The following is a 20,232-nucleotide window of genomic DNA, read 5'->3' as shown; positions in this document are numbered from 1 at the left end:
AAGCATTTTGGCCTCTAGCCCTTTCTGAATAAGCGCTAGCAGCTATGAATTGATGAGTCTGTTCAGTTAGGGATTTTTTCCAGACAGTAGCCCAGACCGCGTACGGTGGCGATGCGAATCGGCCCCTTCTCGATCTTCTTGCGCAGGCGGTGGATATAGACCTCGATGGCGTTGTTGCTCACCTCTTCGCCCCATTCGCACAGGCGCTCCACCAGCTGGTCCTTGCTGACCAGACGGCCCGCGCGCTGCAGCAGCACCTCCAGCAGGCCCAGCTCGCGCGCCGACAGCTCGATCATCTTGCCGTCGATAGTGGCCACGCGGCCGGTCTGGTCATAGACCAGCGGGCCATGCTTGATGGTGGAGCTGGCGCCGCCCATGCCGCGCCGTGTCAGAGCCCGCACACGCGCTTCCAGCTCGGACAACGCAAACGGCTTGGCCATGTAATCGTCGGCGCCATAGTCCAGGCCCTGTACCCGTTCCTCAATGGAGTCGGCGGCTGTCAGAATCAGCACCGGCAATGCATCACCGCGCCCGCGCAGCCGCCTGAGAACCTCCAGCCCATGCACCTTGGGCAGGCCCAGGTCCAGAATCAGCAAATCGAATTCGCTGCTGGTCAGCAAGGCGGTATCGGCCTCGCTGCCATTGGCTACATGGCTGACCACGGCACCCGAGCTGCGCAGCGTGCGCAGCAATCCATCGGCCAGCACCTGGTCGTCTTCGGCAATCAGTATGCGCATCTCTGTCTCCTGCTGTTATCTGTGCTGGTTGCACTTTTGCAGCCATTGTAGAGACGGGCTCTGCTTGCTTTGCGGAATTTTCGACAGCTGCCAGCGGGCGTCAGTAACCGTCGGCATAAGCCTCCAGCCCCAGCGCCACAACGGTCGCGACATCATCTCCCACGGCTTCGCGAAATTCGGTTTCAGCCTGGGTGACAGCGGCATGAAAGGCGTGCAACCAGGCCAGACCGGCCTCGGTAAAACGCACACGCTTGGCGCGCGCATCGTGCGGGTCGATGTCGCGCGTGACCAGGCCCCAGGCCTCGCATTGCAGAACCAGATCGGCCATGGCCTGCTTGGTCATGCCGGCCTTCTCGGCCAGATCCGTAATGCGGTCACCCGCCAGTGACAGATGCCGCGTGATGTGGACATGGGCTGCCCCTACCTTGTCGCGCGCAGCGAGGTTGGAGAGCGCCAGCGGCACTTCCACATCGCGGGCCATGAGTTGCAGCACGCGCGCATCGAAGCGGCGCATGGCGTGGCCCAGCAGACGGCCCAGATGAGTTTGCCGCCAGACGTCTTGAGGAGGGGTAACTGGGGAAATTTCGCTCATGAATAATAGTAAGGCAAACTGACTAAATATTTGAACACAAGGCCAGTACAAGCCCATAAACTACTGTTCAAGCATCCAGCCTGAATGCAAAAACAGCTTGAATCACAGACAGTCACCCAACTTATCCGGAGCCTGAAATGAACGCCATCGCCAAGACCAACGACGCCAACAGCGAAAAATCCAAAGCGCTGGCAGCGGCCCTCGCCCAGATTGAAAAGCAGTTTGGCAAAGGCACCATCATGAAGCTGGGTGAAGGCGAAGCCATTCAGGACATTCAGGTGGTTTCCACCGGATCGCTGGGTCTGGACATCGCTCTGGGCGTAGGTGGCCTGCCCCGTGGCCGTGTGATTGAAATCTACGGCCCTGAATCCTCGGGCAAGACCACGCTGACGCTGCAGGTCATTGCCGAAATGCAAAAGCAGGCTGGCACCTGTGCCTTTATTGATGCCGAGCACGCCCTGGACACCGGTTACGCCCAGAAGCTGGGTGTGAACCTCAACGATCTGCTGATCAGCCAGCCGGACACGGGTGAGCAGGCGCTGGAAATTTGCGACAGCCTGGTGCGCTCTGGTGCTGTGGATCTGATCGTCATTGACTCGGTCGCTGCGCTGACTCCCAAGGCTGAAATCGAAGGCGAAATGGGTGACTCCCTGCCCGGCCTGCAAGCCCGTTTGATGAGCCAGGCACTGCGCAAGCTGACTGCCACCATCAAGAAGACCAACTGCATGGTCATCTTCATCAACCAGATTCGCATGAAGATCGGTGTGATGTTTGGCTCGCCAGAAACCACCACCGGCGGTAACGCGCTGAAGTTCTACGCCTCTGTGCGTCTGGACATTCGCCGCACCGGCAGCATCAAAAAGGGTGACGAGGTCATCGGCAACGAAACCAAGGTCAAGGTCGTGAAGAACAAGGTTTCGCCTCCCTTCAAGACCGCTGAGTTCGACATTCTGTTCGGCGAAGGTATCAGCCGCGAAGGCGAAATTCTGGACATGGGCGTGACGGCCAAGATTCTGGACAAGAGCGGCGCCTGGTACGCCTACAACGGCGAAAAAATCGGCCAAGGCCGTGACAACTCGCGTGAATTCCTGCGTGAAAATCCCGCACTGGCCTTTGAAATTGAAAACAAGGTGCGCGACGGTCTGGGCATTGCCCCGCTGCCTGGTGCTGCGGGCGAAGAAGCGGCCAAGCCTGCCAAGGGCAAGAAGGCTGACAAGAATGCAGCCGTGGATGAAGACGGCGTGATCAGCTGATCCCCTGAAGCGCGGCGCGTCGTCCCTCGCTCTAAGCGCTGCGCGCAACGAGAGGGGGACGACAGCTCCGCTGGGGGCGTCTCTTGCTAGCTGTCCCTCGCCTGGGTCGCGCCAGTTTTGAAAAGTTTGCCATCTTTGCGCAGGTATCCCCTGCGCTTTTTTGTTGTGGAGATGTGTTCATGAGCTTTGCCAGGCTCTCGCTCAAAGGTCGCGCCTTGAAGCTGCTCAGCCAGCGCGAGCATTCGCGGCTGGAATTGCAGCGCAAGCTGGCACCACATGTGGAAGAGGGTGACGATCTGCGCGCCACTCTGGATGAGCTGGAAACGCGCGGCTTCATCAGCGAGCAGCGGGTGGTGGACTCCGTCATTCACAGCAAGGCCAGCCGTTTTGGCACGGCGCGGCTGGTGCAGGAGTTGCGCAGCAAAGGCCTGGACGATGAAATGGTGCGCAACGCCAGCGAGCAGTTGCGCGACACCGAGCTGGAGCGCGCCCGCGAGCTGTGGTGCAAGCGCTTTGGCACACCGCCTGCCGATATCAAGGAAAAAGCCAAACAACTGCGCTTTATGGCGTCGCGAGGCTTTTCCTCAGGCGTGGCTTCGCGGGTTTTGCGAGAGGCACCATACTCAGACTTCGACGAAGGTGATGCCGCTGATTGATTCAGCCACCCATTTGACTTTGTGATGCAAAGGACCCCCCGCATGCCCACTGCCGCCTCGAATACAGACTCCCCATCCGCCCTGCGCGTTGGCCTGAGTGCCGGTAAATCCCTGCTGGGCGGCTTGCTGCTCGGCCTGGCTTTGGCCCTCGTGCTGGGCTGCACCACGACCGCGTTCTACTTCACGCGGCTGAACGGGCCGGGCATGCCCGCAGCGGCCCATGCGGGTGGCGCGGGGGCCTTTATTACCCTGCTGTTTTCACCGTCGCTGGTAGTGGCCTTGCTGCTGGTGTTCATCATTCCGGCCTATGTCTTTGTCGGCCTGCAGATCGGGCGGGCTCGCGCCACGGGCAAGCTGGTAGCGCGTTACGGCCAGGGCCTGTCGCAGCGGCTGGCCGAGATGCTGGCGCAGCGCGTGGAATCAATGCCCAGCGCACACAAGGCCATGCACAAAACGGCCGACCTGCTGACCATGAGCGCTGCCATGGAGCACCTGAAACCGTGGATTGGCGACGGCCGAGCCGTGCAGTGGGTGGTGCGCACCGTGCTCAACCGCCTGCCGCTGTCTGACTTGATGGACGAATGGGGCCAGACCCGTGCCGAGTGGGGCACCGAGGCCAGCAAGGGCGACCCGGCGCTGCGCGCTTTTCTGAGCGACAAGGTGCACGGATTGCTGGAAGACATGGCCGAGCCATCGTGGACGTTGCTGTGGGTTCTGATGGGCGTGCATGTCGTGGTGCTGGGCGTAGGCATCTGGCTGACGGCGTAGCTGTTGCATCAGAGTTGCTCCTGATTGGGTAGCTGCTAGCGGCATTCCATCAAGCGCTTGATGCCTTTTTGATGCCCAGGTCTTTCTTATTGACTGCGCGTCGCCCACCAGCAGATCAACGACCCCAGCGTCACCAGCGCCACGCCTTGCCAGAAGCTCCAGCCCGGCAGCACTTGCAGCAGCAAACTGGCCATCAAGGCCGACAGCACGGGCGTGAAATACGAGGCGGCCGCCAGCACGGCCAGCTTGCCGTGCTGAATACCGTGTTCCCAGCAGCTATAGCCCAGCGCCGTCAGCGCGCCGGCCATGAACAGCTGCGCACCAGCCGTCCATGACCATTGCATGGCGGGTGCAGCATCCAGCCTGAACCATTGCAGCCACAAGACCAAGGCCGTGCCGGTTACAAACAAGCCCACGGCGTTAAAGCCTGCGCCATAGCGGCGTGCCAGCAGCGAATAGGTGGGCCAGAGCAGGGCGGCGGCAAAGGCCATGCCGTAGGCCAGCGGGTTGCCTTGCACATGAGTCCACAGCGTGGGCAGGCTGAAGTGGTCGCCACCCAGCACCCGGGCCAGACCCCACAGACAAATCAGCAGGCCGGGCCACAGCCACCAACGCGCTAATTGCTGGCGACAGAGCACGGCCAGCGCGATGGTGAGGCTGGGCCAGAGGTAGTTGATCACGCCGATTTCCATGGCCTGACTGCGATCATGAGCCAGCCCCACGGCGACGGACAGGCAGATTTCATAAATCACAAACAGTGCGCCGCAGCCCCAGAGATAAACCGGGTGCATCTCGCGCCAGCGGGCCACTTCACGCCAGCCTTTGCGCCCGCGCGCCACGGCAATGCAGAGGGCGGCTGTGGTGTAGAGCGCTGCGGCACCGCCCACTGCGCCCAGTGGCTCGGCCACGGCGCGCATCAGGCCTATGGTGCAGCTCCAGCAGAGCACGGCCAGCAGGCCGATCAGCGTGGCTTTGTCTGTGGTGTCAGTCTGGGTCATGCCTGCGTGCTCCAGAGCTCACTCCTGAATGCATAGCTGCTTGCGCTTATATTGACTTGATTTCGTGCCATTTTTTACATAAATATAGCCATCAATGTGCGCTGGCTGCTCTGGTTTCAGAAAGCAAAGCGTAGACGAAAAAAACGGCCCATGCGGGCCGTTCTTTTACTGCGGTGGGTCGCTTACAGGCCCAGCATGATCTGCAAGTTCTGCACAGCAGCGCCGCTGGCACCCTTGCCCAGATTGTCCAGACGCGCAATCAGCACGGCTTGGCGGTATTGCTCATTGGCAAACACGCGCAGCTCCAGCTTGTTGGTATTGGCCAGGGTGTCAGCGGCCAGCTTGTTGTCGTCTGTCGGGGGCAGCACGCTGACCCAGTTGGCGGGCGTGTTGGTGGCGGCGTAGTGGCTGGCCAGTGCGTCGTGCAGGTCGGCCGCTTTGGGCGCGCCGGGCAGCAGGTCGAGGTGCAGCGGCAGTTGCACCAGCATGCCTTGGGCAAAGTTGCTCACGGCGGGGATGAACACGGGGCGGCGTGTCATGCCGGTGTAGTGCAGGATTTCGGGGATGTGCTTGTGCGACAGGCCCAGTGCATAAGCCTCGTAAGGCGCAGCGTTGCCAGCCTCATAGGCTTCGATCATGGGACGGCCACCGCCGGAGTAGCCTGACACGGAAGGCAGGCTGACAGGGAAGTCCGCAGGAATCAGGCCCGCAGCCACCAGCGGTGCCAGCAGGGCGATGGCACCTGTGGCGTAGCAGCCGGGGTTGGAGACGCGGGTGGCGGTTTTCACCGCGTCGAGCTGGCCTGCGCGCAGTTCGGGGAAGCCGTAGACCCAGTCGGGGGCCGTGCGGTGGGCGGTCGATGCATCAATGATCTTGATGGCGCGGCCGGTCTCTGAGGTGATGGAGTCCACCATGACGGCGGTTTCGCGGGCTGCATCGTCGTGCAGGCACAGAATGACCAGATCGACACCGGCAATCAGGGCGCGTTTGGCGGCAGGGTCTTTGCGCAGTGCGGGGTCGATACTGACCAGCTCTACACCTGCGAAATCCACCAGACGATCACGGATTTGCAGACCTGTGGTCCCTGCTTCACCGTCGATAAAGACTTTTGCCATTGCATTTTCTCCTGCACCGGCGCGCGCATTTGATTGTTTTCATGCCGCTGCCTGCGGCACCATTGCCGCTTTCCGGCGTCGATTGTCCTTGAATCTGAGGTGGGATGCGCGTTGCCTGTGTTTTAGGCAAATCACCCACAAATGGCCTAGTTCATGCTGTGACTATTGTCGGTTGTCAGCACATTGCCAGCCTGCCCGCCACGAGTGGTCCAAGGCCCTTCACTTTTATATAAGACATAAGAAAGTTGCGGGAAGAAAAAATATCGTGTAGAGATGATTTTTTCAACGAATTCAATACATTGCAGCAATTTCGTGAACGCGACAAAGATGCGCGAAATTGTGGATTCTGCGCATATTGAGGGGTCGTTTTGCGCGGTGCAGCATGGTACATTCCTCCTCGCCATGTCATAAGAACCCGATGGCCAGGCTCTACAGAGTCTGTGACAAGCGGGTATTTCCCCTCAGTTCAGAGAGACAAAGTCATGAAGATTCATGAATACCAAGGCAAGGAAATCTTGCGCCATTTTGGTGTGCCCGTTCCCCGTGGCATTCCTGCGTTCACAGTGCAAGAGGCTGTTGAAGCAGCCCAGAAGCTGGGTGGCCCCGTGTGGGTCGTGAAGGCCCAGATTCACGCGGGTGGCCGCGGCAAGGGTGGTGGTGTGAAGGTTGCCAAGACCATCGACGACGTGCAGAAGCTGTCTGAGCAGATTCTGGGCATGCAGCTGGTGACGCACCAGACTGGCCCAGAAGGCCAGAAGGTTCGCCGCCTGTACATCGAAGATGGCGCCGAAATCAAGAACGAACTGTATGTGTCGCTGGTGACCGACCGCGCGACACAGAAGGTAGCCCTGATCGCTTCGAGCGAAGGCGGCATGGACATCGAGGAAGTGGCTCACTCCACTCCCGAGAAGATCGTTACCGAAATGATCGACCCGCTGGCCGGCATCACCGAAGCGCAATCGCGCAAGGTGGCAGCAGCCATCGGTCTGGAAGGTGCTTCCATTGATCAGGCAGTAGACATCTTCGCCAAGATCTACAAGTGCTACATGGAAACCGACGCGTCGCTGGTGGAAATCAACCCCCTGAACTGCGACTCCAAGGGCAACCTGATGGCTCTGGATGCGAAGTTCAACTTCGACCCCAACGCGCTGTTCCGTCACCCCGATCTGGTGGCTCTGCGTGACCTGGACGAAGAAGACGCTGCTGAAATCGAAGCTTCCAAGTTCGATCTGGCCTACATCTCGCTGGACGGCAACATCGGTTGTCTGGTGAACGGCGCGGGCCTGGCCATGGCCACCATGGACACCATCAAGTTGTATGGCGGCGAGCCAGCCAACTTCCTGGACGTGGGCGGCGGCGCTACGGCCGAGAAGGTCACCGAAGCCTTCAAGATCATGCTCAAGAACCCTGAAGTCAAGGGCATCATGGTCAACATCTTCGGCGGCATCATGAAGTGCGACACCATTGCCAACGGCGTGGTCACAGCCTGCAAGGCCGTGAACCTGAGCGTGCCTCTGGTTGTGCGCATGAAGGGCACCAACGAACAGCTGGGCAAGCAAATTCTGGCGGACTCCGGTCTGCCCATCATTGCTGCCGACACCATGGCTGAAGCGGCTGAAAAAATCGTCGCTGCCGTTAAGTAATACGCCCCGGAGATACACACATGTCGATCTTTATCAATAAAGACACCAAAGTCATTACCCAGGGCATTACTGGCAAGACTGGTCAATTCCACACTGAAAAGTGCCAGGAATACGCGAACGGCAAGAACTGCTTCGTCGCCGGTGTGAACCCCAAGAAGGCTGGCGAAAAGATTTTCGACATCCCAATCTTTGGTTCCGTCAAAGACGCCGCCAAGGAAACTGGTGCCACCGTGTCCGTGATCTATGTGCCTCCCGCAGGTGCTGCTGCTGCCATCTGGGAAGCGGTTGAAGCCGATCTGGACCTGGCCATCTGCATTACCGAAGGCATCCCAGTGCGCGACATGCTGGAAGTGCGCAACAAAATGCGCGCCAAGGTGGCGGCTGGCGGCAAGGAAACTCTGCTGCTGGGCCCGAACTGCCCCGGACTGATTACGCCTGACGAAATCAAGATCGGCATCATGCCCGGTCACATCCACAAGAAGGGCCGCATCGGCGTGGTCTCGCGCTCCGGCACGTTGACTTACGAAGCCGTGGCTCAGCTGAGCGAACTGGGCATTGGCCAGTCGTCCGCAGTCGGTATTGGTGGCGACCCCATCAACGGCCTGAAGCACATCGACGTGATGCGCGCTTTCAACGACGATCCCGACACCGATGCCGTGATCATGATCGGTGAAATTGGTGGTCCCGATGAAGCTGAAGCCGCCATGTGGTGCAAGGCCAATATGAAGAAGCCAATCGTCGGTTTCATCGCTGGCGTGACGGCGCCTCCCGGCAAGCGCATGGGCCACGCAGGTGCCCTGATCTCCGGTGGCGCTGACACTGCAGATGCCAAGCTGGCTGTCATGGAAGAGTGCGGTTTCACCATCACTCGCAACCCATCCGAAATGGGTCGCCTGCTGCAAGGCCTGCTGAAGAAGTAAGCCCTGTGCAGAGTTCGTAATGCTGCGTTGAATTTACGCAGTATTACGAACTGGCAAAGTGGGCTCAGGCCCCTAAACTGCCTCCACTCTTAAAAGAAAGCGCCGCCTCAAGCGGCGCTTTCATATTCAAAACAGTGGAGTTACAAATGGAATTTCTCAATAGCGCCGATTTCTGGATCGGTCTGGTGAAGATCATCTGGATCAACATCATCCTCTCTGGCGACAACGCCGTCGTGATTGCGCTTGCCGCACGCTCACTCCCCCCTGAACAGCAGAAAAAAGCCATCATGTTTGGCTCTGGTGCCGCCGTGGTGCTGCGCATTGTGCTGACAGTGGTGGCCGCCAAGCTGCTGGAGCTTTCCTTCCTGCAGGTTATCGGCGGTGTGCTGCTGCTGTGGATCGGCTACCAGCTGCTGACGGGCGAAGAAGACGGCGACGGCGAATCCAAGGGCAATGGCTCGATGATGGTCGCCATTCGCACCATCCTGATCGCCGACCTGGTGATGAGCCTGGACAACGTGATCGCCGTGGCCGCCACTGCGCAGGGCAATATGGTTCTGCTGATCCTGGGCCTGGCCATTTCCATCCCGCTGGTGGTTTTTGGCTCCACGCTGATGATCAAGCTGATGGAACGCTTCCCCGTCATCATCACGCTGGGTGCAGCGCTGATCGGCTGGGTGGGCGGTGAAACCATCGTCAACGACAACCTGCTGCACGGCTACACCATGGCTCACCCCTGGCTGCATTACGTGGCGGCTGCCGCCGGTGCTGTGCTGGTGGTTGGTCTGGGCAAGTTCATGCAGGCCCGCGGAGCCAAGCAGGAAGCTGTGGCCTAAACACTGGCAGTTCGGAATGCAAACAAGCGCACTGTGGCAACGCAGTGCGCTTTTGTTTTGATAGCTTCTTGCGCTTGATGGGACTAGGTTAGAGGCTGATTTTGATCGTTGTTTGCTTTGACGACATGCTTTTGCCAAGGACTGAGGGCGGGTCTCGTCCCGCCATGCCGGCCTACTTTCTGCTGCCAGAAAGTAGGCAAAGAGCCGGCCCCTGCTGCCCACGACCCTCCGCTTCGCTGCGGGCGGCCTGCGTCGTCAACCTCTTGTGGTTGTACGGCAAAACTCGCTGCGCGCTTGCAGCGCTTCGCTCAAACACGTTGCCGTAAAAGTGATGACGATGCAGCTGCACTTTGCGGTGCAACTGCCAGCCCCAAGAACTTGCCGTCGCAGGCGTGGGCAAAAAGGCGATGCGGGAAGCAGATAGCTTCTTTTAAAAACTAATAGCTGCTACCGAGCGCTAGATAAGGACTAGAGGCCTATTTCGTCACGAATCTCTCAGGCCGTCCGCTCCCGCATCCACCCGTGTGTCAGCGCCTGTGGCACGCGGTTCAGGCTGCGGGCAACGCTGCCGCAGGACAGCGTTGCCTCGACATCTGACTTGCGGCAACGTGTTTGAACGGAGCGCCTTGGCGCGCAGTGAGTTTTGCCGCACCGCAGACTGAATGGCGTGACGCAGGTTTGCCCGTAGCGAAGTGAAACGTAGCGCAGGGACGCGGACAGTCGGGTTTGTGTTCTTTGCTTACTTTCTTGCACGAGTAAGAAAGTGAGTCGCCAGCCGGGGCGAGACCTGGCCTCTGTCGCTGGCGAAAAGGAGATGCGGTTTTGATAGCTTCTCACGCTTGATACATAAGCGAAAGAGCCGCAAAACACCTCAAGCCTTCTTGCTAGGCCACAGTACCGAAGCAATCGCCACCACCATCAGGCACACGGCCGTCCAGTCCTGCCAGTGCAGCACTTCGCCCAGCCACCAGGCACCGACAAAGACGCCCAGCACCGGAATCATCATCACGCTGAGCGTGGAGGCCACGGGCGGCAGGCTGCGCGCCAGGTAAAACCAGACGGCCTGGGCAAAGCCCAGCACCAGAACGCCATTAAAAGCGATAGCAGCCATCGCGGTCTGGTCGGGGGCGTGCCATTGTTTTCGCTCAAAGGTAAAGGCCAGTACGGTCAGCACCACGGTGGTGATGGCCACCATCCACAGCGACAGCGTCATCAGCGGCACGGGCGCTTCGGTACGGCGCAGCAGTTGCGTGCCCCAGGCCCAACCAGCCGCGGCAATCAGCATCAGCATCACGCCCAGGGGCTTGCTGCCTAAAGCGCCCACTTCATGCCACAGCAGTAGCAAAACGCCTAAAAAAGCAGCGCCCACGCCCGCCCAGGCACGCGGGCCGAGTTTGTCCTTGAAGAATAGGCTGCCGAAGACGGCCGAAAAGATGGGCATGGTGTAGCCCAGAATCGCCGCGCGACCGCTGGAGAGCGTGGGGATGGCGATGATGATCAGGCAGTGCCAGAGCACCATGTTGAAGAGGGTGAGCTTGGCCAGCTGTCCCCAGTAGCTGCGCGGAATGGTCAGGGGCAGACCTTTGCTGGCAACAAAGATGGCCAGAATTGGCAGGCCGATCCACATGCTGACCATGCGGAACGACAGCGGGGGAAAGTGCTGCACGCCCAGCTTCATCACGGGCCAGTTCAGGCCCCAGACGATGGTGAGAAGAACAAGAAGAATGAGCTGTTTGGGCGTGAACGAAGGCATGGGCTGGATTATCTCCCCCCGGAATGATCTTCTCCCCTTGAGCGACTGCGCCGCTTCTCCCTCACTCGCTTCGCGGGAGAGGACGACACCGCCGGTGCGCTGCGGCGCTTCCTCGGTGTCACTGAGTTGGTATGTGCGTCTGTTTTGCGGCTTGGCGCAAGACCTGCAGCGGGGCTTGGAAGAGGGGAGCAATTAAAATCTCCCTTTATGAATTTTCTCGACATGCTGCGCGACGCGTCCACGCGCAATGACTCCATGCTGTGCGTGGGTCTGGACCCTGAACCCAGCCGCTTTCCTGGCGCCATGAAGGGCGATGCGTCCAAGATTTACGACTTCTGTGCAGCCATCGTCGATGCCACTCACGATCTGGTGAATAGCTTCAAGCCCCAGATTGCCTACTTCGCCGCTCACCGCGCCGAAGATCAGCTGGAAAAGCTGATGGAACATATGCGCCGCGTGGCACCCCATGTGCCCGTGATTCTGGATGCCAAGCGTGGCGATATCGGCTCTACCGCCGAGCAGTACGCCAAAGAAGCCTTCGAGCGCTACGGTGCCGATGCCGTGACCCTGTCACCCTTCATGGGCTTTGACTCCATCACGCCCTACCTCAAGTACGAGGGCAAGGGTGCCTTCCTGCTGTGCCGCACCTCCAACCCCGGCGGGGATGATCTGCAGGCGCAGCACCTGGCTGACGTGCCCGGTAACCCTGCCATGTTTGAGCATGTGGCCAAGCTGGCCCAGGGCCCGTGGAACACCAACGGCCAGTTGGGTCTGGTGGTGGGCGCAACCCGTCCCAACGAGATTGAGCGCGTGCGCGCCGTGGCTCCCACGATGCCCTTGCTGATTCCCGGCGTGGGCGCACAGGGCGGCGATGCCGTGGCCACCGTCAAGGCAGCCCGGATTGGCGGCGGTCCCATCATCATCAACTCCTCGCGCGCGATTCTTTACGCGGGTCAGGGCGATGACTTTGCACAGGCCGCGCGCGAAGCCGCGATCGCCACCCGCGCCACGCTGCAGGCTGCAGCACGCGGCTAAGCCAGGATCGGATTCTGGCCATGCAAAGCAAATGGCTGGAAGACTTTCTGCTCCTTGCCCAGGAGCGCAGCTTTACCCGTGCGGCAGAGCTGCGCCATGTCACCCACCCCGCCTTTGGTCGGCGCATTCGTGCGCTTGAAGCCTGGGCAGGCACGGCGCTGATCGAGCCCGGCAGCGGGCCGGTACGCCTGACGCCTGCAGGCGAGGCTTTTAAAGACACGGCTGAGCAGTTGGTGCGCACGCTGGCCCAGTCCCATGACGAGCTGCAGGCCGTGGCGGGCCGCCAGGCCCACATCATTACCCTGGCCACGGGCCGCACGCTGGCGCGCACCATCGTTGCCGACTGGCTGGCGCGCTACAGCAGCGTGTTGCAAAGCGCGGAGATGCGCATCGTCACCCGTACGCTCGAGGAAACCGTGGTCATGCTGCAGCGTGGCGAGGTGAGTTTTTCCCTGCTCTATCACCACGCCGCCATTGCCGTGCGGCTCGATGGCCGCCAGTTCAGCCACTTGACGGTGGCCCACGACAAGCTGGTCCCCGTGGCCAAGGCCGATGCCCATGGCCGCCCGATACATGATCTGAGCCAGGCCGCACACCCGGGGGCACCGCCGGTTCCCTACCTGGCCTTTTCCCATCACATGGCGCTGGGGCGGTTGGTGGAAGACCACCTGACGCAGCACCCGCTGGCACCGCGCCTGCGTCGCTGCATTGACTGCGATTCGGCCGACGCTAATTACGAATACGTGCTCAAGGGCCTGGGCGTGGCCTGGATGCCCTGGTTCATGGTGCGCGGCGACTGTCAGGCAGGGCGGCTTGCGGTCGCCGGTGACAATAGTCTGGACGTGCACTTCGACATCCGTCTTTACCGGCCCAAACGCCACCTGGGCGTAGCGGCTGAGCAGTTCTGGGCAGATATCACCAAACCCTAGGTGGTTGCCGGGCAACTGTCTCGATTTAATGCGCAAGTGCTCACTTTTTTGGTGTACCGGGTGGTGTTTGGTAGCGGCTGAACACGGATTGCAATCGGGCCGTCGAGTGGAATAATGCTCTTGAATCTGCTGCGTGCTGAAATAGCACGGCTATGTGCCGGATCGGCACCAAATGTTTTTGCTGCTTTTCGCACAATCGACGTCATACAGATTTGGAATAGATCCATGCAAAACACAAACATGATGCGCCGTACTGCTTTGTCCGCAGCTTTCTTGATAGCCGCTACTGTGGGCCTGACCGGTACCGCCGCTGCGGCTGACAACTACCCCAGCCGCGCCATCACCATGGTGGTGGGCTACCCGGCAGGTGGCAGCACCGACCTGGTGGGCCGTTTTGTGGCCGATGGCCTGGCTTCGCGCCTGGGCCAGCCCGTGGTGGTCGAGAACCTGGGCGGCGCCGGTGGCGTTATCGGTGCGCAGAAAGTCTCCAAGGCTCCTGCCGACGGCTACACCATCCTGGTGGGCGCCAATAACGAGCTGGCCATTGCCAAGCTGATCAACAAGGCCGTGAAGTACAACATTGGCGATTTCACGCCCATCGGCATGGTCGGCTCGCAACCCATGGTGCTGGTGGCATCGCCCAAGGCCGGCGTGAAGAATGCCGCCGAGTTCACCGCCCTGGTCAGCAAGAACCCCGAGAAGTTCAGCTACGGCAGCTCCGGTGTGGGCACAGCCCTGCACCTGGCCGGTGAAATGATCAAGGAGCAGGGCAAGCTGCAGATGATGCATGTGCCCTACAAGGGTGTGGCACCGCTGACCACGGATCTGGTGGGCAACAACATCGAATTCGGCATGTTCGTGCTCTCCAGTGGCTTGCCCCAGATCAAGGCCGGCAAGGTCATCGCCCTGGGTACGACCGAAGCCAAGCGCTCGGCCATCACCCCTGATATTCCGGCCCTGTCCGAGCTGCCCCAGTACAAGAACGTGGACATCAATGTCTGGTTCGCCATGATGGCACCCAAGGGCTTACCCGCCCCGATCGCCGCCAAGCTCAAGAAGGCGCTGGACGAAACCCTGGCTTCGCCCGAGTTCCGCAAGAAGATGGAAGAAACCGGCAACGTGGTGGCCGATCCCAAGGTGGACGCTGGCAAGTACATCCATGCCGAAATTGCCAAGTACACCAAGATTGTTCAGTTCGCCAAAATCGAGAACTGATGGTTGGTGCGCTACACCCCTGTGAATAGTCAGGTGTAGCTACAAAAATCAAAGCGGCTTGCGCCGGTTGGTCATGCATTTCAGAGGGTTTTCTATCTGAAACTATTTCCAATCAAGCGCAAGCCGCTTTTCTTTTGAGAGGAGGGTTCTAGTCGGGCTGCTGGCAGCGATGGGGCGAGAGCCGCTCGGTCTGAACGCCTTGCCTTGCCAGCAAAGCGTCCACTGCCTCGCCTAGCAGCAAGTTGCGGGCCAGCAAGCTGTAGCCTGCGGCGCTCTGGATGCCGTAGCCGCCCTGCGCAGCCACCCAGAAGAAGCCCGCGACAGGCGTGGGCGATGCATCCCAGCCAATCACCAGTTCGCCATCTGCAACGAACGAGCGCAGCCCTGCCCAGGTGTGCGATGGGCGGCGAATTTGCAGCGTCGTGGCTTCTTCGATGTGATAAATGCCGGTGGCTATGTCCAGCTCCTCAGGCACCACATCGTGAGGGGCTACGGGGTCGGCATTGGCGGGCGAGCCCAGCAGTTGGCCTGCATCCGGCTTGATGTACCAGTTTTCATCGGCGCTGATGATGGCGGGCCAGTGCGTGGCGTCCATGCCTTGCGGGGCGGGGAAGGTGAAGGCGCTGCGGCGCTTGGGAACAATGCCGATGGGGGCCGCACCCGCCATGGCGGCCAGCACATCGGCCCATGCGCCAGCGGCGTTGATGAGGGTTTTGGCCTGAATGCTGCGGCCTTGTGGCAGGGAGATGTGCCAGAGGTCGTTGCTGCGGGTGATGCCTTGCACTTCCGCGTTGCACCACAGCTCGCCGCCGCGCTGGCGCAGGCCGCGAATGTAGCCCTGGTGCAGGCCGTGCACGTCAATGTCGCGTGCGCCGTTGTCCAGAAAACCGTCTACCAGCACTTCGGTGTTCAGCACGGGCACCAGCGCCTTGAGCTGCTCGGCGTTCAGGCGTCGGGTGCTGGGGGAGTGGATGGCGGCTTCGGCGTAGGCGGCATCGACCAATGACTTTTGTTCGGCCGTACCCACATAGAGCACACCGCGTGGCGAGAGGATGGGGGCTTCGGCAAAGCCAGAGGGCGGCGCATCGTAGAAGGCGCGGCTGGCGCGGGTCAGGGCCTGCACTTGGGTGGGGCCGTAATGCTCTTCAAACAGCGCGGCGGAGCGGCCGGTGGTGTGATAGCCGGGCTGGGATTCACGCTCCAGCACCAGCACGGAAGGGGGCGCGTCGTCGCCCGACTGAACCAGTTGCCAGGCAGTTGAGGTGCCGGCCATGCCGGCACCGACGATGACGAAATCCCAGACAGCATGAGGGGCTGGAGTTGGGTTAGCGAGGCTAGCGTGGGGAGAGCGGTTGGCGGTATCCATGACCTGCATGGTACTGTCTGCAAAACACCATGGAAGGCCCGCTTGTGATGACATGCTCACCATTTCGCCGTCTGAGGCTGGCAGCGCTGATGGGCTCCGGCCTGCTGGCGCTGGCCGCCAGTGCGCAAGGCACGGTTCCCCGGCAGGAGGTGCTGGCGACGGGTATTGCCAATGGCTGGGCCATTGCCCCGCTGCCCGACCAGCGCTTTGTGCTGAGCGAGCGGGCAGGCAAGCTCTGGCTGCTGGATGGCAAGGGCCAAAAGCAGTCTGAGTTGAGCGGCTTGCCACCCGTAGACTTTGGCGGGCAGGGCGGTTTGCTGGATGTGGTTGCGGACAGCCAGTTCGCCAGCAACCGCCGCATCTATTTTTGCTATGCCGAACCTGGCAGCGAAAAGGGCACGAACAGCACGGCGCTGGGGTCGGCCCGCATGGCCCGTGATGAGCGCAGTCTGGAAGACGTGAAAGTGCTGTTCAGCCAGCGCCCCAAGGTCAAAAGCAGCGCCCACTTTGGCTGCCGCATTGCCGAGGCGCGTGACGGCACGCTGTTCCTGAGTCTGGGCGACCGCTATTCGCGCCGCAACGATGCGCAGACGCTGGACAACCACCACGGCAAGCTCATCCGCATTGCCAAGGACGGCAGCGTGCCTGCAGACAACCCGTACGTGGCCCGCAAAGACGCTTTGCCAGAGATCTACAGTCGCGGTCACCGCAACAGCCAGGGCCTGACACTCGCCCCTGACGGCAAGCTGTGGTTGCATGAGCATGGCCCGCAGGGCGGCGATGAGATCAACCTGCCGCAGCCCGGCAAAAACTACGGCTGGCCGGTGATTACCTATGGCGAGGAATACGGCGGCGGCAAGATTGGTGAAAGCACGCAGAAGGTAGGGCTGGAGCAGCCGCTGCACTACTGGGTGCCCAGCATTGCACCGTCCGGCATGGCCTTTGTGAGCGGCGAGCGCTATGGCGCGGCCTGGAAGGGCAATCTGCTGATAGGCGCGCTCAAGGGGCGCCACCTTGCGCGGCTGGAGATCAAGGATGGTAAGGTGCTGGCCGAGCACAAGCTCTACGCCCAGACGGGTGACCGCATTCGGGATGTACGCCAGGGGGCAGATGGGCTTGTTTACCTGCTGACGGATGGCCCGGACGGCAAGCTGATTCGTCTGCAGCCCTAGGATTTATCAAATTTGATAGCTGCTAGAGCTTTATGCATCAGCGCTAGCAGCTATTTTTATTTCAATCAGCGTTTCTTGAGATAGGGCTTGAGGTAGCGCCCCGTTACGCTGGCGGGGTTGGCGGCCACTTCTTCAGGCGTGCCCACGGCGACGACCTTGCCGCCGCCCGAGCCGCCTTCGGGGCCCATGTCGATGAGCCAGTCGGCGGTCTTGATGACGTCAAGGTTGTGCTCGATGACGACGATGGTGTTACCCGCATCGCGCAACTGGTGCAGCACTTTCAAAAGCAGAGCAATGTCGGCAAAGTGCAGGCCGGTGGTGGGTTCATCGAGGATGTAGAGCGTGCGGCCCGTGTCGCGCTTGGAGAGTTCCTGCGCCAGCTTGACGCGTTGGGCCTCGCCGCCCGACAGCGTGGTCGCGCTCTGACCCAGACGGATGTAGGAGAGGCCCACATCCAGCAGCGTCTGCAGCTTGCGCGCGATGCTGGGAACGTCTTTGAAAAAGGCGTGGGCGTCTTCCACGGTCATCTCCAGAATCTGCGAGATGTTCTTGCCCTTCCACAGCACTTCCAGCGTTTCGCGGTTGTAGCGCTTGCCGTGACAGATGTCGCAGGGCACATAGACGTCGGGCAGAAAGTGCATTTCTACCTTCACCACGCCATCGCCCTGACAGGCCTCGCAGCGGCCGCCGGAGACGTTAAAGGAGAAGCGCCCCGGGCCATAGCCGCGCTCTTTGGCGGTGGTGGTTTCGGTCATCAGCTCACGAATCGGCGTGAACAGGCCGGTGTAGGTGGCGGGGTTGCTGCGCGGCGTGCGGCCGATGGGGGACTGGTCGACGTTGATGACCTTGTCGAAGTAGTCGATGCCGACAATGTCGTCATGCGCGGCGGGCTCGGTGCCTGCGCGGTGCACCTGGCGGGCGACTTCGGCGTACAGCGTGTCGTTGACCAGCGTGGACTTGCCCGAGCCCGAGACACCGGTCACGCAGGTCAGCAGGCCCACGGGGAAGTCCACCGTCACGTTCTTCAGGTTGTGGCCGCGTGCGCCTTCCACGCGCAGGGCTTGCAGGTCGCCGGCTGCTGCATCTTTGCGGGCACGCTTGTGCGCTGCCGTGGTGGGGAACTGCGATGTGTTTTTGGCGGCTTCTTCATCAGCCGTTTTGTTGACCACGGGCAGCCAGGGCGTGCGGTGCTTGGGCACGGGAATGCTTTGCGTGCCGTTCAGATAGCGGCCCGTGGGGGACTCGGGGTTGGCCTTGATGTCGTCATAGGTGCCCTGCGCCATGATGCGCCCGCCGTGCACGCCCGCGCCGGGGCCCATGTCGATGATCTGATCGGCGGCGCGCATCATGTCTTCGTCATGCTCGACCACGATCACGCTGTTGCCGATGTCACGCAGGTGCTCCAGCGTGGAGATCAGCTTGTCGTTGTCGCGCTGGTGCAGGCCGATGGAGGGCTCGTCCAGCACATACATCACGCCCGTCAGGCCAGAGCCGATTTGCGATGCCAGGCGAATGCGCTGGGCCTCGCCGCCCGAGAGGGTGTCGGCGCTGCGGTCAAGGCTCAGGTAGGACAGACCCACGTCGTTGAGGAACAGCAGGCGCGAGGCAATCTCGCGCACGATCTTGTCGGCAATCTCGGCCTTGGCACCCGTCATGCTCAGGTGCTTGAACCAGCCCAGCCCATCGGCCAGCGTGGCGTGGCTGACTTCATAGATGGCGCGGGCCTGATCGCCTTCGCCCACGCGCACAAAGCGTGCCTCGCGGCGCAGGCGTGTGCCTTCGCAGGCTGGGCATTTGCGGATGGTGCGCATCTTGGCCAGATCGTCGCGCACCACGGTGGATTCGGTTTCGCGAAAGCGGCGCTTGATGTTGGGGATGATGCCTTCAAAGGGGTGGCTCTTGATAAAGGCCTGGCCCTTGCGTTCGCCGCTCTCAAAAACATAGTTGAAGGCCATGGCCTCGTCGCCCGAACCCCAGAGGATGACGTTGCGTACGTTCTCGGGCAGCTCGTCAAACGGTGTTTCGGTGCTCACGCCGTAGTGCTTGGCCACGCTCTCCAGCATGGAGAAGTAGTAGTTGTTACGCTTGTCCCAGCCTTTGATGGCACCGCTGGCCAGGCTCAGCGTGGGGAAGGGCACGACGCGGTCTGGGTCAAAGTCTTCGCTGTTGCCCAGACCATCGCAGGCCTGGCAGGCACCCATGGGCGAGTTGAAGGAGAACAGGCGCGGCTCCAGCTCGGGCAGGGAGTAGTCGCATAGCGGGCAGGCGAACTTGGCGCTGAACAAATGCTCTTTGCCGTTGTCCATCTCCACCGCCAGAACGCGGCCACCGGCGTCGTTACCGCCAGCACGCAGGGCGGCTTCAAAGCTTTCGGCCAGACGCTGCTTGATGTCTTCACGGACTTTGACGCGGTCAATCACCACGTCGATGTTGTGGCGCTCGTTCTTTTCCAGCTTGGGCAGAGACTGGGCGTCGTAAATCTGCCCATCCACGCGAAAGCGCACATAGCCCTGTGCTTGCAGCTGCACAAACAGCTCGGCAAATTCGCCCTTCTTCTCGCGCGCCAGCGGGCCGAGGATCATGAGCTTGGTGTCTTCGGGCAGTTGCAGCACGCTGTCCACCATCTGGCTGATGGTCTGGGATTGCAGCGGCAGGTTGTGGTCGGGGCAAAACGGCGTGCCGGCGCGGGCAAACAGCAGGCGCAGGTAGTCGTTGATCTCGGTGACCGTGCCCACGGTGGAGCGCGGGTTGTGGCTGGTGGCCTTTTGCTCGATGGAGATGGCGGGCGACAGGCCCTCGATCAGATCGACATCGGGCTTATCAAGCCGGCCCAGAAACTGGCGCGCATAGGCCGAGAGGCTTTCCACATAGCGACGCTGGCCTTCTGCATACAAGGTGTCAAAGGCCAGACTAGACTTGCCCGAACCCGACAGACCGGTAATCACCACCAGCTGGTTGCGGGGGATGTCGAGGTCAATGTTCTTGAGGTTGTGCGTGCGTGCGCCGCGAATGGCGATACGTGTCTGCGCGAGCGAGCGGCCCAGGTACAGGCTGTCGTCGGTTTCGACGGTCTTGTGAGCAGGGGACGAATCAGGCTTCAGGGACACGGGCGCTCCAGGCGGGGAAAACTCTCCATGATAGTCAGACGAGCCTGCTCGTGACTAGAGGATTCAGGTTCACGGACAATCTACAGTTCTATTTCTTCTCTTTTGCTCAGCAGTGATTTAGTTAACGTGAGCATAAG

General features: G+C 60.9%; 17 protein-coding genes. 10 read left to right on the top strand and 7 right to left on the bottom strand.

Annotated elements, in window-relative coordinates:
* Positions 1-62: 62 nt before the first annotated feature.
* Positions 63-737, bottom strand: coding sequence for a response regulator (locus HF327_RS01000; protein WP_169106464.1), 675 nt, complete (start codon positions 735-737; stop codon positions 63-65).
* A 100-nt stretch (positions 738-837) separates the two neighbouring features.
* On the bottom strand, positions 838-1,329 hold the full coding sequence (locus HF327_RS00995; protein ID WP_169106463.1) for a MarR family winged helix-turn-helix transcriptional regulator: 492 nt from the start codon (positions 1,327-1,329) through the stop codon (positions 838-840).
* 137 nt (positions 1,330-1,466) lie between these two features.
* Here HF327_RS00995 and recA point away from each other — a divergent pair, with 137 nt between their 5' ends.
* The 3 genes from recA (at position 1,467) to HF327_RS00980 (ending at position 4,006) form a co-directional block, all read left to right on the top strand.
* Entirely contained in the window at positions 1,467-2,582 is a 1,116-nt protein-coding gene (gene recA, locus HF327_RS00990) for a recombinase RecA (RefSeq protein ID WP_169106462.1), read from the top strand.
* 179 nt (positions 2,583-2,761) lie between these two features.
* A complete protein-coding gene (gene recX, locus HF327_RS00985) occupies positions 2,762-3,238 on the top strand; it encodes a recombination regulator RecX (protein ID WP_169106461.1) in 477 nt (158 codons plus the stop codon).
* Positions 3,239-3,280: 42 nt separating this feature from the next.
* Complete coding sequence (locus HF327_RS00980) at positions 3,281-4,006, top strand: hypothetical protein (RefSeq protein ID WP_169106460.1); 726 nt, start codon at positions 3,281-3,283, stop codon at positions 4,004-4,006.
* Positions 4,007-4,092: 86 nt separating this feature from the next.
* Here the strand turns inward: HF327_RS00980 and yddG are convergent, their stop codons facing one another.
* Both yddG and argC read right to left on the bottom strand, forming a co-directional pair.
* Positions 4,093-5,004 carry an aromatic amino acid DMT transporter YddG gene (gene yddG, locus HF327_RS00975; RefSeq protein WP_169106459.1) on the bottom strand — a complete coding sequence of 304 codons (912 nt, stop codon included), beginning with the start codon at positions 5,002-5,004 and terminating at the stop codon, positions 4,093-4,095.
* Positions 5,005-5,186: 182 nt separating this feature from the next.
* Complete coding sequence (gene argC, locus HF327_RS00970) at positions 5,187-6,119, bottom strand: N-acetyl-gamma-glutamyl-phosphate reductase (protein ID WP_169106458.1); 933 nt, start codon at positions 6,117-6,119, stop codon at positions 5,187-5,189.
* A 482-nt stretch (positions 6,120-6,601) separates the two neighbouring features.
* Here argC and sucC point away from each other — a divergent pair, with 482 nt between their 5' ends.
* The 3 genes from sucC to HF327_RS00955 all read left to right on the top strand — a co-directional run bounded on the left by sucC (position 6,602) and on the right by HF327_RS00955 (position 9,518).
* Positions 6,602-7,762 (top strand): ADP-forming succinate--CoA ligase subunit beta, encoded by a 1,161-nt coding sequence (gene sucC, locus HF327_RS00965; protein ID WP_099739512.1) that lies wholly within the window; start codon positions 6,602-6,604, stop codon positions 7,760-7,762.
* A 20-nt stretch (positions 7,763-7,782) separates the two neighbouring features.
* Positions 7,783-8,682 carry a succinate--CoA ligase subunit alpha gene (sucD, locus tag HF327_RS00960; protein WP_099739510.1) on the top strand — a complete coding sequence of 300 codons (900 nt, stop codon included), beginning with the start codon at positions 7,783-7,785 and terminating at the stop codon, positions 8,680-8,682.
* A gap of 146 nt (positions 8,683-8,828) precedes the next feature.
* Complete coding sequence (locus tag HF327_RS00955) at positions 8,829-9,518, top strand: TerC family protein (RefSeq protein ID WP_169106457.1); 690 nt, start codon at positions 8,829-8,831, stop codon at positions 9,516-9,518.
* A gap of 871 nt (positions 9,519-10,389) precedes the next feature.
* Here HF327_RS00955 and HF327_RS00950 read toward each other — a convergent pair.
* A complete protein-coding gene (locus HF327_RS00950) occupies positions 10,390-11,271 on the bottom strand; it encodes a DMT family transporter (protein ID WP_169106456.1) in 882 nt (293 codons plus the stop codon).
* Positions 11,272-11,478: 207 nt separating this feature from the next.
* Here HF327_RS00950 and pyrF point away from each other — a divergent pair, with 207 nt between their 5' ends.
* From pyrF to HF327_RS00935, 3 genes are all read left to right on the top strand, one after another.
* Positions 11,479-12,306 (top strand): orotidine-5'-phosphate decarboxylase, encoded by an 828-nt coding sequence (gene pyrF / locus HF327_RS00945; protein ID WP_169106455.1) that lies wholly within the window; start codon positions 11,479-11,481, stop codon positions 12,304-12,306.
* Between the two features lie 20 nt (positions 12,307-12,326).
* Positions 12,327-13,235 carry a LysR substrate-binding domain-containing protein gene (locus HF327_RS00940; RefSeq protein WP_169106454.1) on the top strand — a complete coding sequence of 303 codons (909 nt, stop codon included), beginning with the start codon at positions 12,327-12,329 and terminating at the stop codon, positions 13,233-13,235.
* A 225-nt stretch (positions 13,236-13,460) separates the two neighbouring features.
* A complete protein-coding gene (locus HF327_RS00935; RefSeq protein ID WP_169106453.1) occupies positions 13,461-14,450 on the top strand; it encodes a Bug family tripartite tricarboxylate transporter substrate binding protein in 990 nt (329 codons plus the stop codon).
* A gap of 148 nt (positions 14,451-14,598) precedes the next feature.
* Here the strand turns inward: HF327_RS00935 and HF327_RS00930 are convergent, their stop codons facing one another.
* Entirely contained in the window at positions 14,599-15,723 is a 1,125-nt protein-coding gene (locus HF327_RS00930) for an NAD(P)/FAD-dependent oxidoreductase (protein ID WP_236024009.1), read from the bottom strand.
* A 140-nt stretch (positions 15,724-15,863) separates the two neighbouring features.
* Between HF327_RS00930 and HF327_RS00925 the strand changes: the two genes are divergently transcribed.
* Complete coding sequence (locus HF327_RS00925; protein ID WP_169106451.1) at positions 15,864-16,988, top strand: PQQ-dependent sugar dehydrogenase; 1,125 nt, start codon at positions 15,864-15,866, stop codon at positions 16,986-16,988.
* A 65-nt stretch (positions 16,989-17,053) separates the two neighbouring features.
* Here the strand turns inward: HF327_RS00925 and uvrA are convergent, their stop codons facing one another.
* On the bottom strand, positions 17,054-20,095 hold the full coding sequence (uvrA, locus tag HF327_RS00920) for an excinuclease ABC subunit UvrA (RefSeq protein WP_169106450.1): 3,042 nt from the start codon (positions 20,093-20,095) through the stop codon (positions 17,054-17,056).
* Positions 20,096-20,232: the final 137 nt, after the last annotated feature.

It is taken from the genome of Comamonas suwonensis, from assembly GCF_012844455.2.
GTDB lineage: Bacteria > Pseudomonadota > Gammaproteobacteria > Burkholderiales > Burkholderiaceae_C > Comamonas > Comamonas suwonensis.
Note: the sequence above shows the minus strand (reverse complement) of the source record. Positions and strands in the feature narration are given on the sequence as shown.

Excerpts from the sequence above, each read along its gene's own strand:
- yddG (WP_169106459.1), bottom strand. The coding sequence starts at position 5,004 with ATGACCCAGACTGACACCACAGACAAAGCCACGCTGATCGGCCTGCTG.
- recX (WP_169106461.1), top strand. The coding sequence starts at position 2,762 with ATGAGCTTTGCCAGGCTCTCGCTCAAAGGTCGCGCCTTGAAGCTGCTC.
- HF327_RS01000 (WP_169106464.1), bottom strand. The coding sequence starts at position 737 with ATGCGCATACTGATTGCCGAAGACGACCAGGTGCTGGCCGATGGATTG.
- pyrF (WP_169106455.1), top strand. The coding sequence starts at position 11,479 with ATGAATTTTCTCGACATGCTGCGCGACGCGTCCACGCGCAATGACTCC.
- HF327_RS00935 (WP_169106453.1), top strand. The coding sequence starts at position 13,461 with ATGCAAAACACAAACATGATGCGCCGTACTGCTTTGTCCGCAGCTTTC.
- HF327_RS00940 (WP_169106454.1), top strand. The coding sequence starts at position 12,327 with ATGCAAAGCAAATGGCTGGAAGACTTTCTGCTCCTTGCCCAGGAGCGC.
- HF327_RS00930 (WP_236024009.1), bottom strand. The coding sequence starts at position 15,723 with ATGGCCGGCACCTCAACTGCCTGGCAACTGGTTCAGTCGGGCGACGAC.
- recA (WP_169106462.1), top strand. The coding sequence starts at position 1,467 with ATGAACGCCATCGCCAAGACCAACGACGCCAACAGCGAAAAATCCAAA.
- argC (WP_169106458.1), bottom strand. The coding sequence starts at position 6,119 with ATGGCAAAAGTCTTTATCGACGGTGAAGCAGGGACCACAGGTCTGCAA.
- sucC (WP_099739512.1), top strand. The coding sequence starts at position 6,602 with ATGAAGATTCATGAATACCAAGGCAAGGAAATCTTGCGCCATTTTGGT.
- HF327_RS00980 (WP_169106460.1), top strand. The coding sequence starts at position 3,281 with ATGCCCACTGCCGCCTCGAATACAGACTCCCCATCCGCCCTGCGCGTT.
- HF327_RS00955 (WP_169106457.1), top strand. The coding sequence starts at position 8,829 with ATGGAATTTCTCAATAGCGCCGATTTCTGGATCGGTCTGGTGAAGATC.
- HF327_RS00950 (WP_169106456.1), bottom strand. The coding sequence starts at position 11,271 with ATGCCTTCGTTCACGCCCAAACAGCTCATTCTTCTTGTTCTTCTCACC.
- HF327_RS00925 (WP_169106451.1), top strand. The coding sequence starts at position 15,864 with ATGACATGCTCACCATTTCGCCGTCTGAGGCTGGCAGCGCTGATGGGC.
- sucD (WP_099739510.1), top strand. The coding sequence starts at position 7,783 with ATGTCGATCTTTATCAATAAAGACACCAAAGTCATTACCCAGGGCATT.
- HF327_RS00995 (WP_169106463.1), bottom strand. The coding sequence starts at position 1,329 with ATGAGCGAAATTTCCCCAGTTACCCCTCCTCAAGACGTCTGGCGGCAA.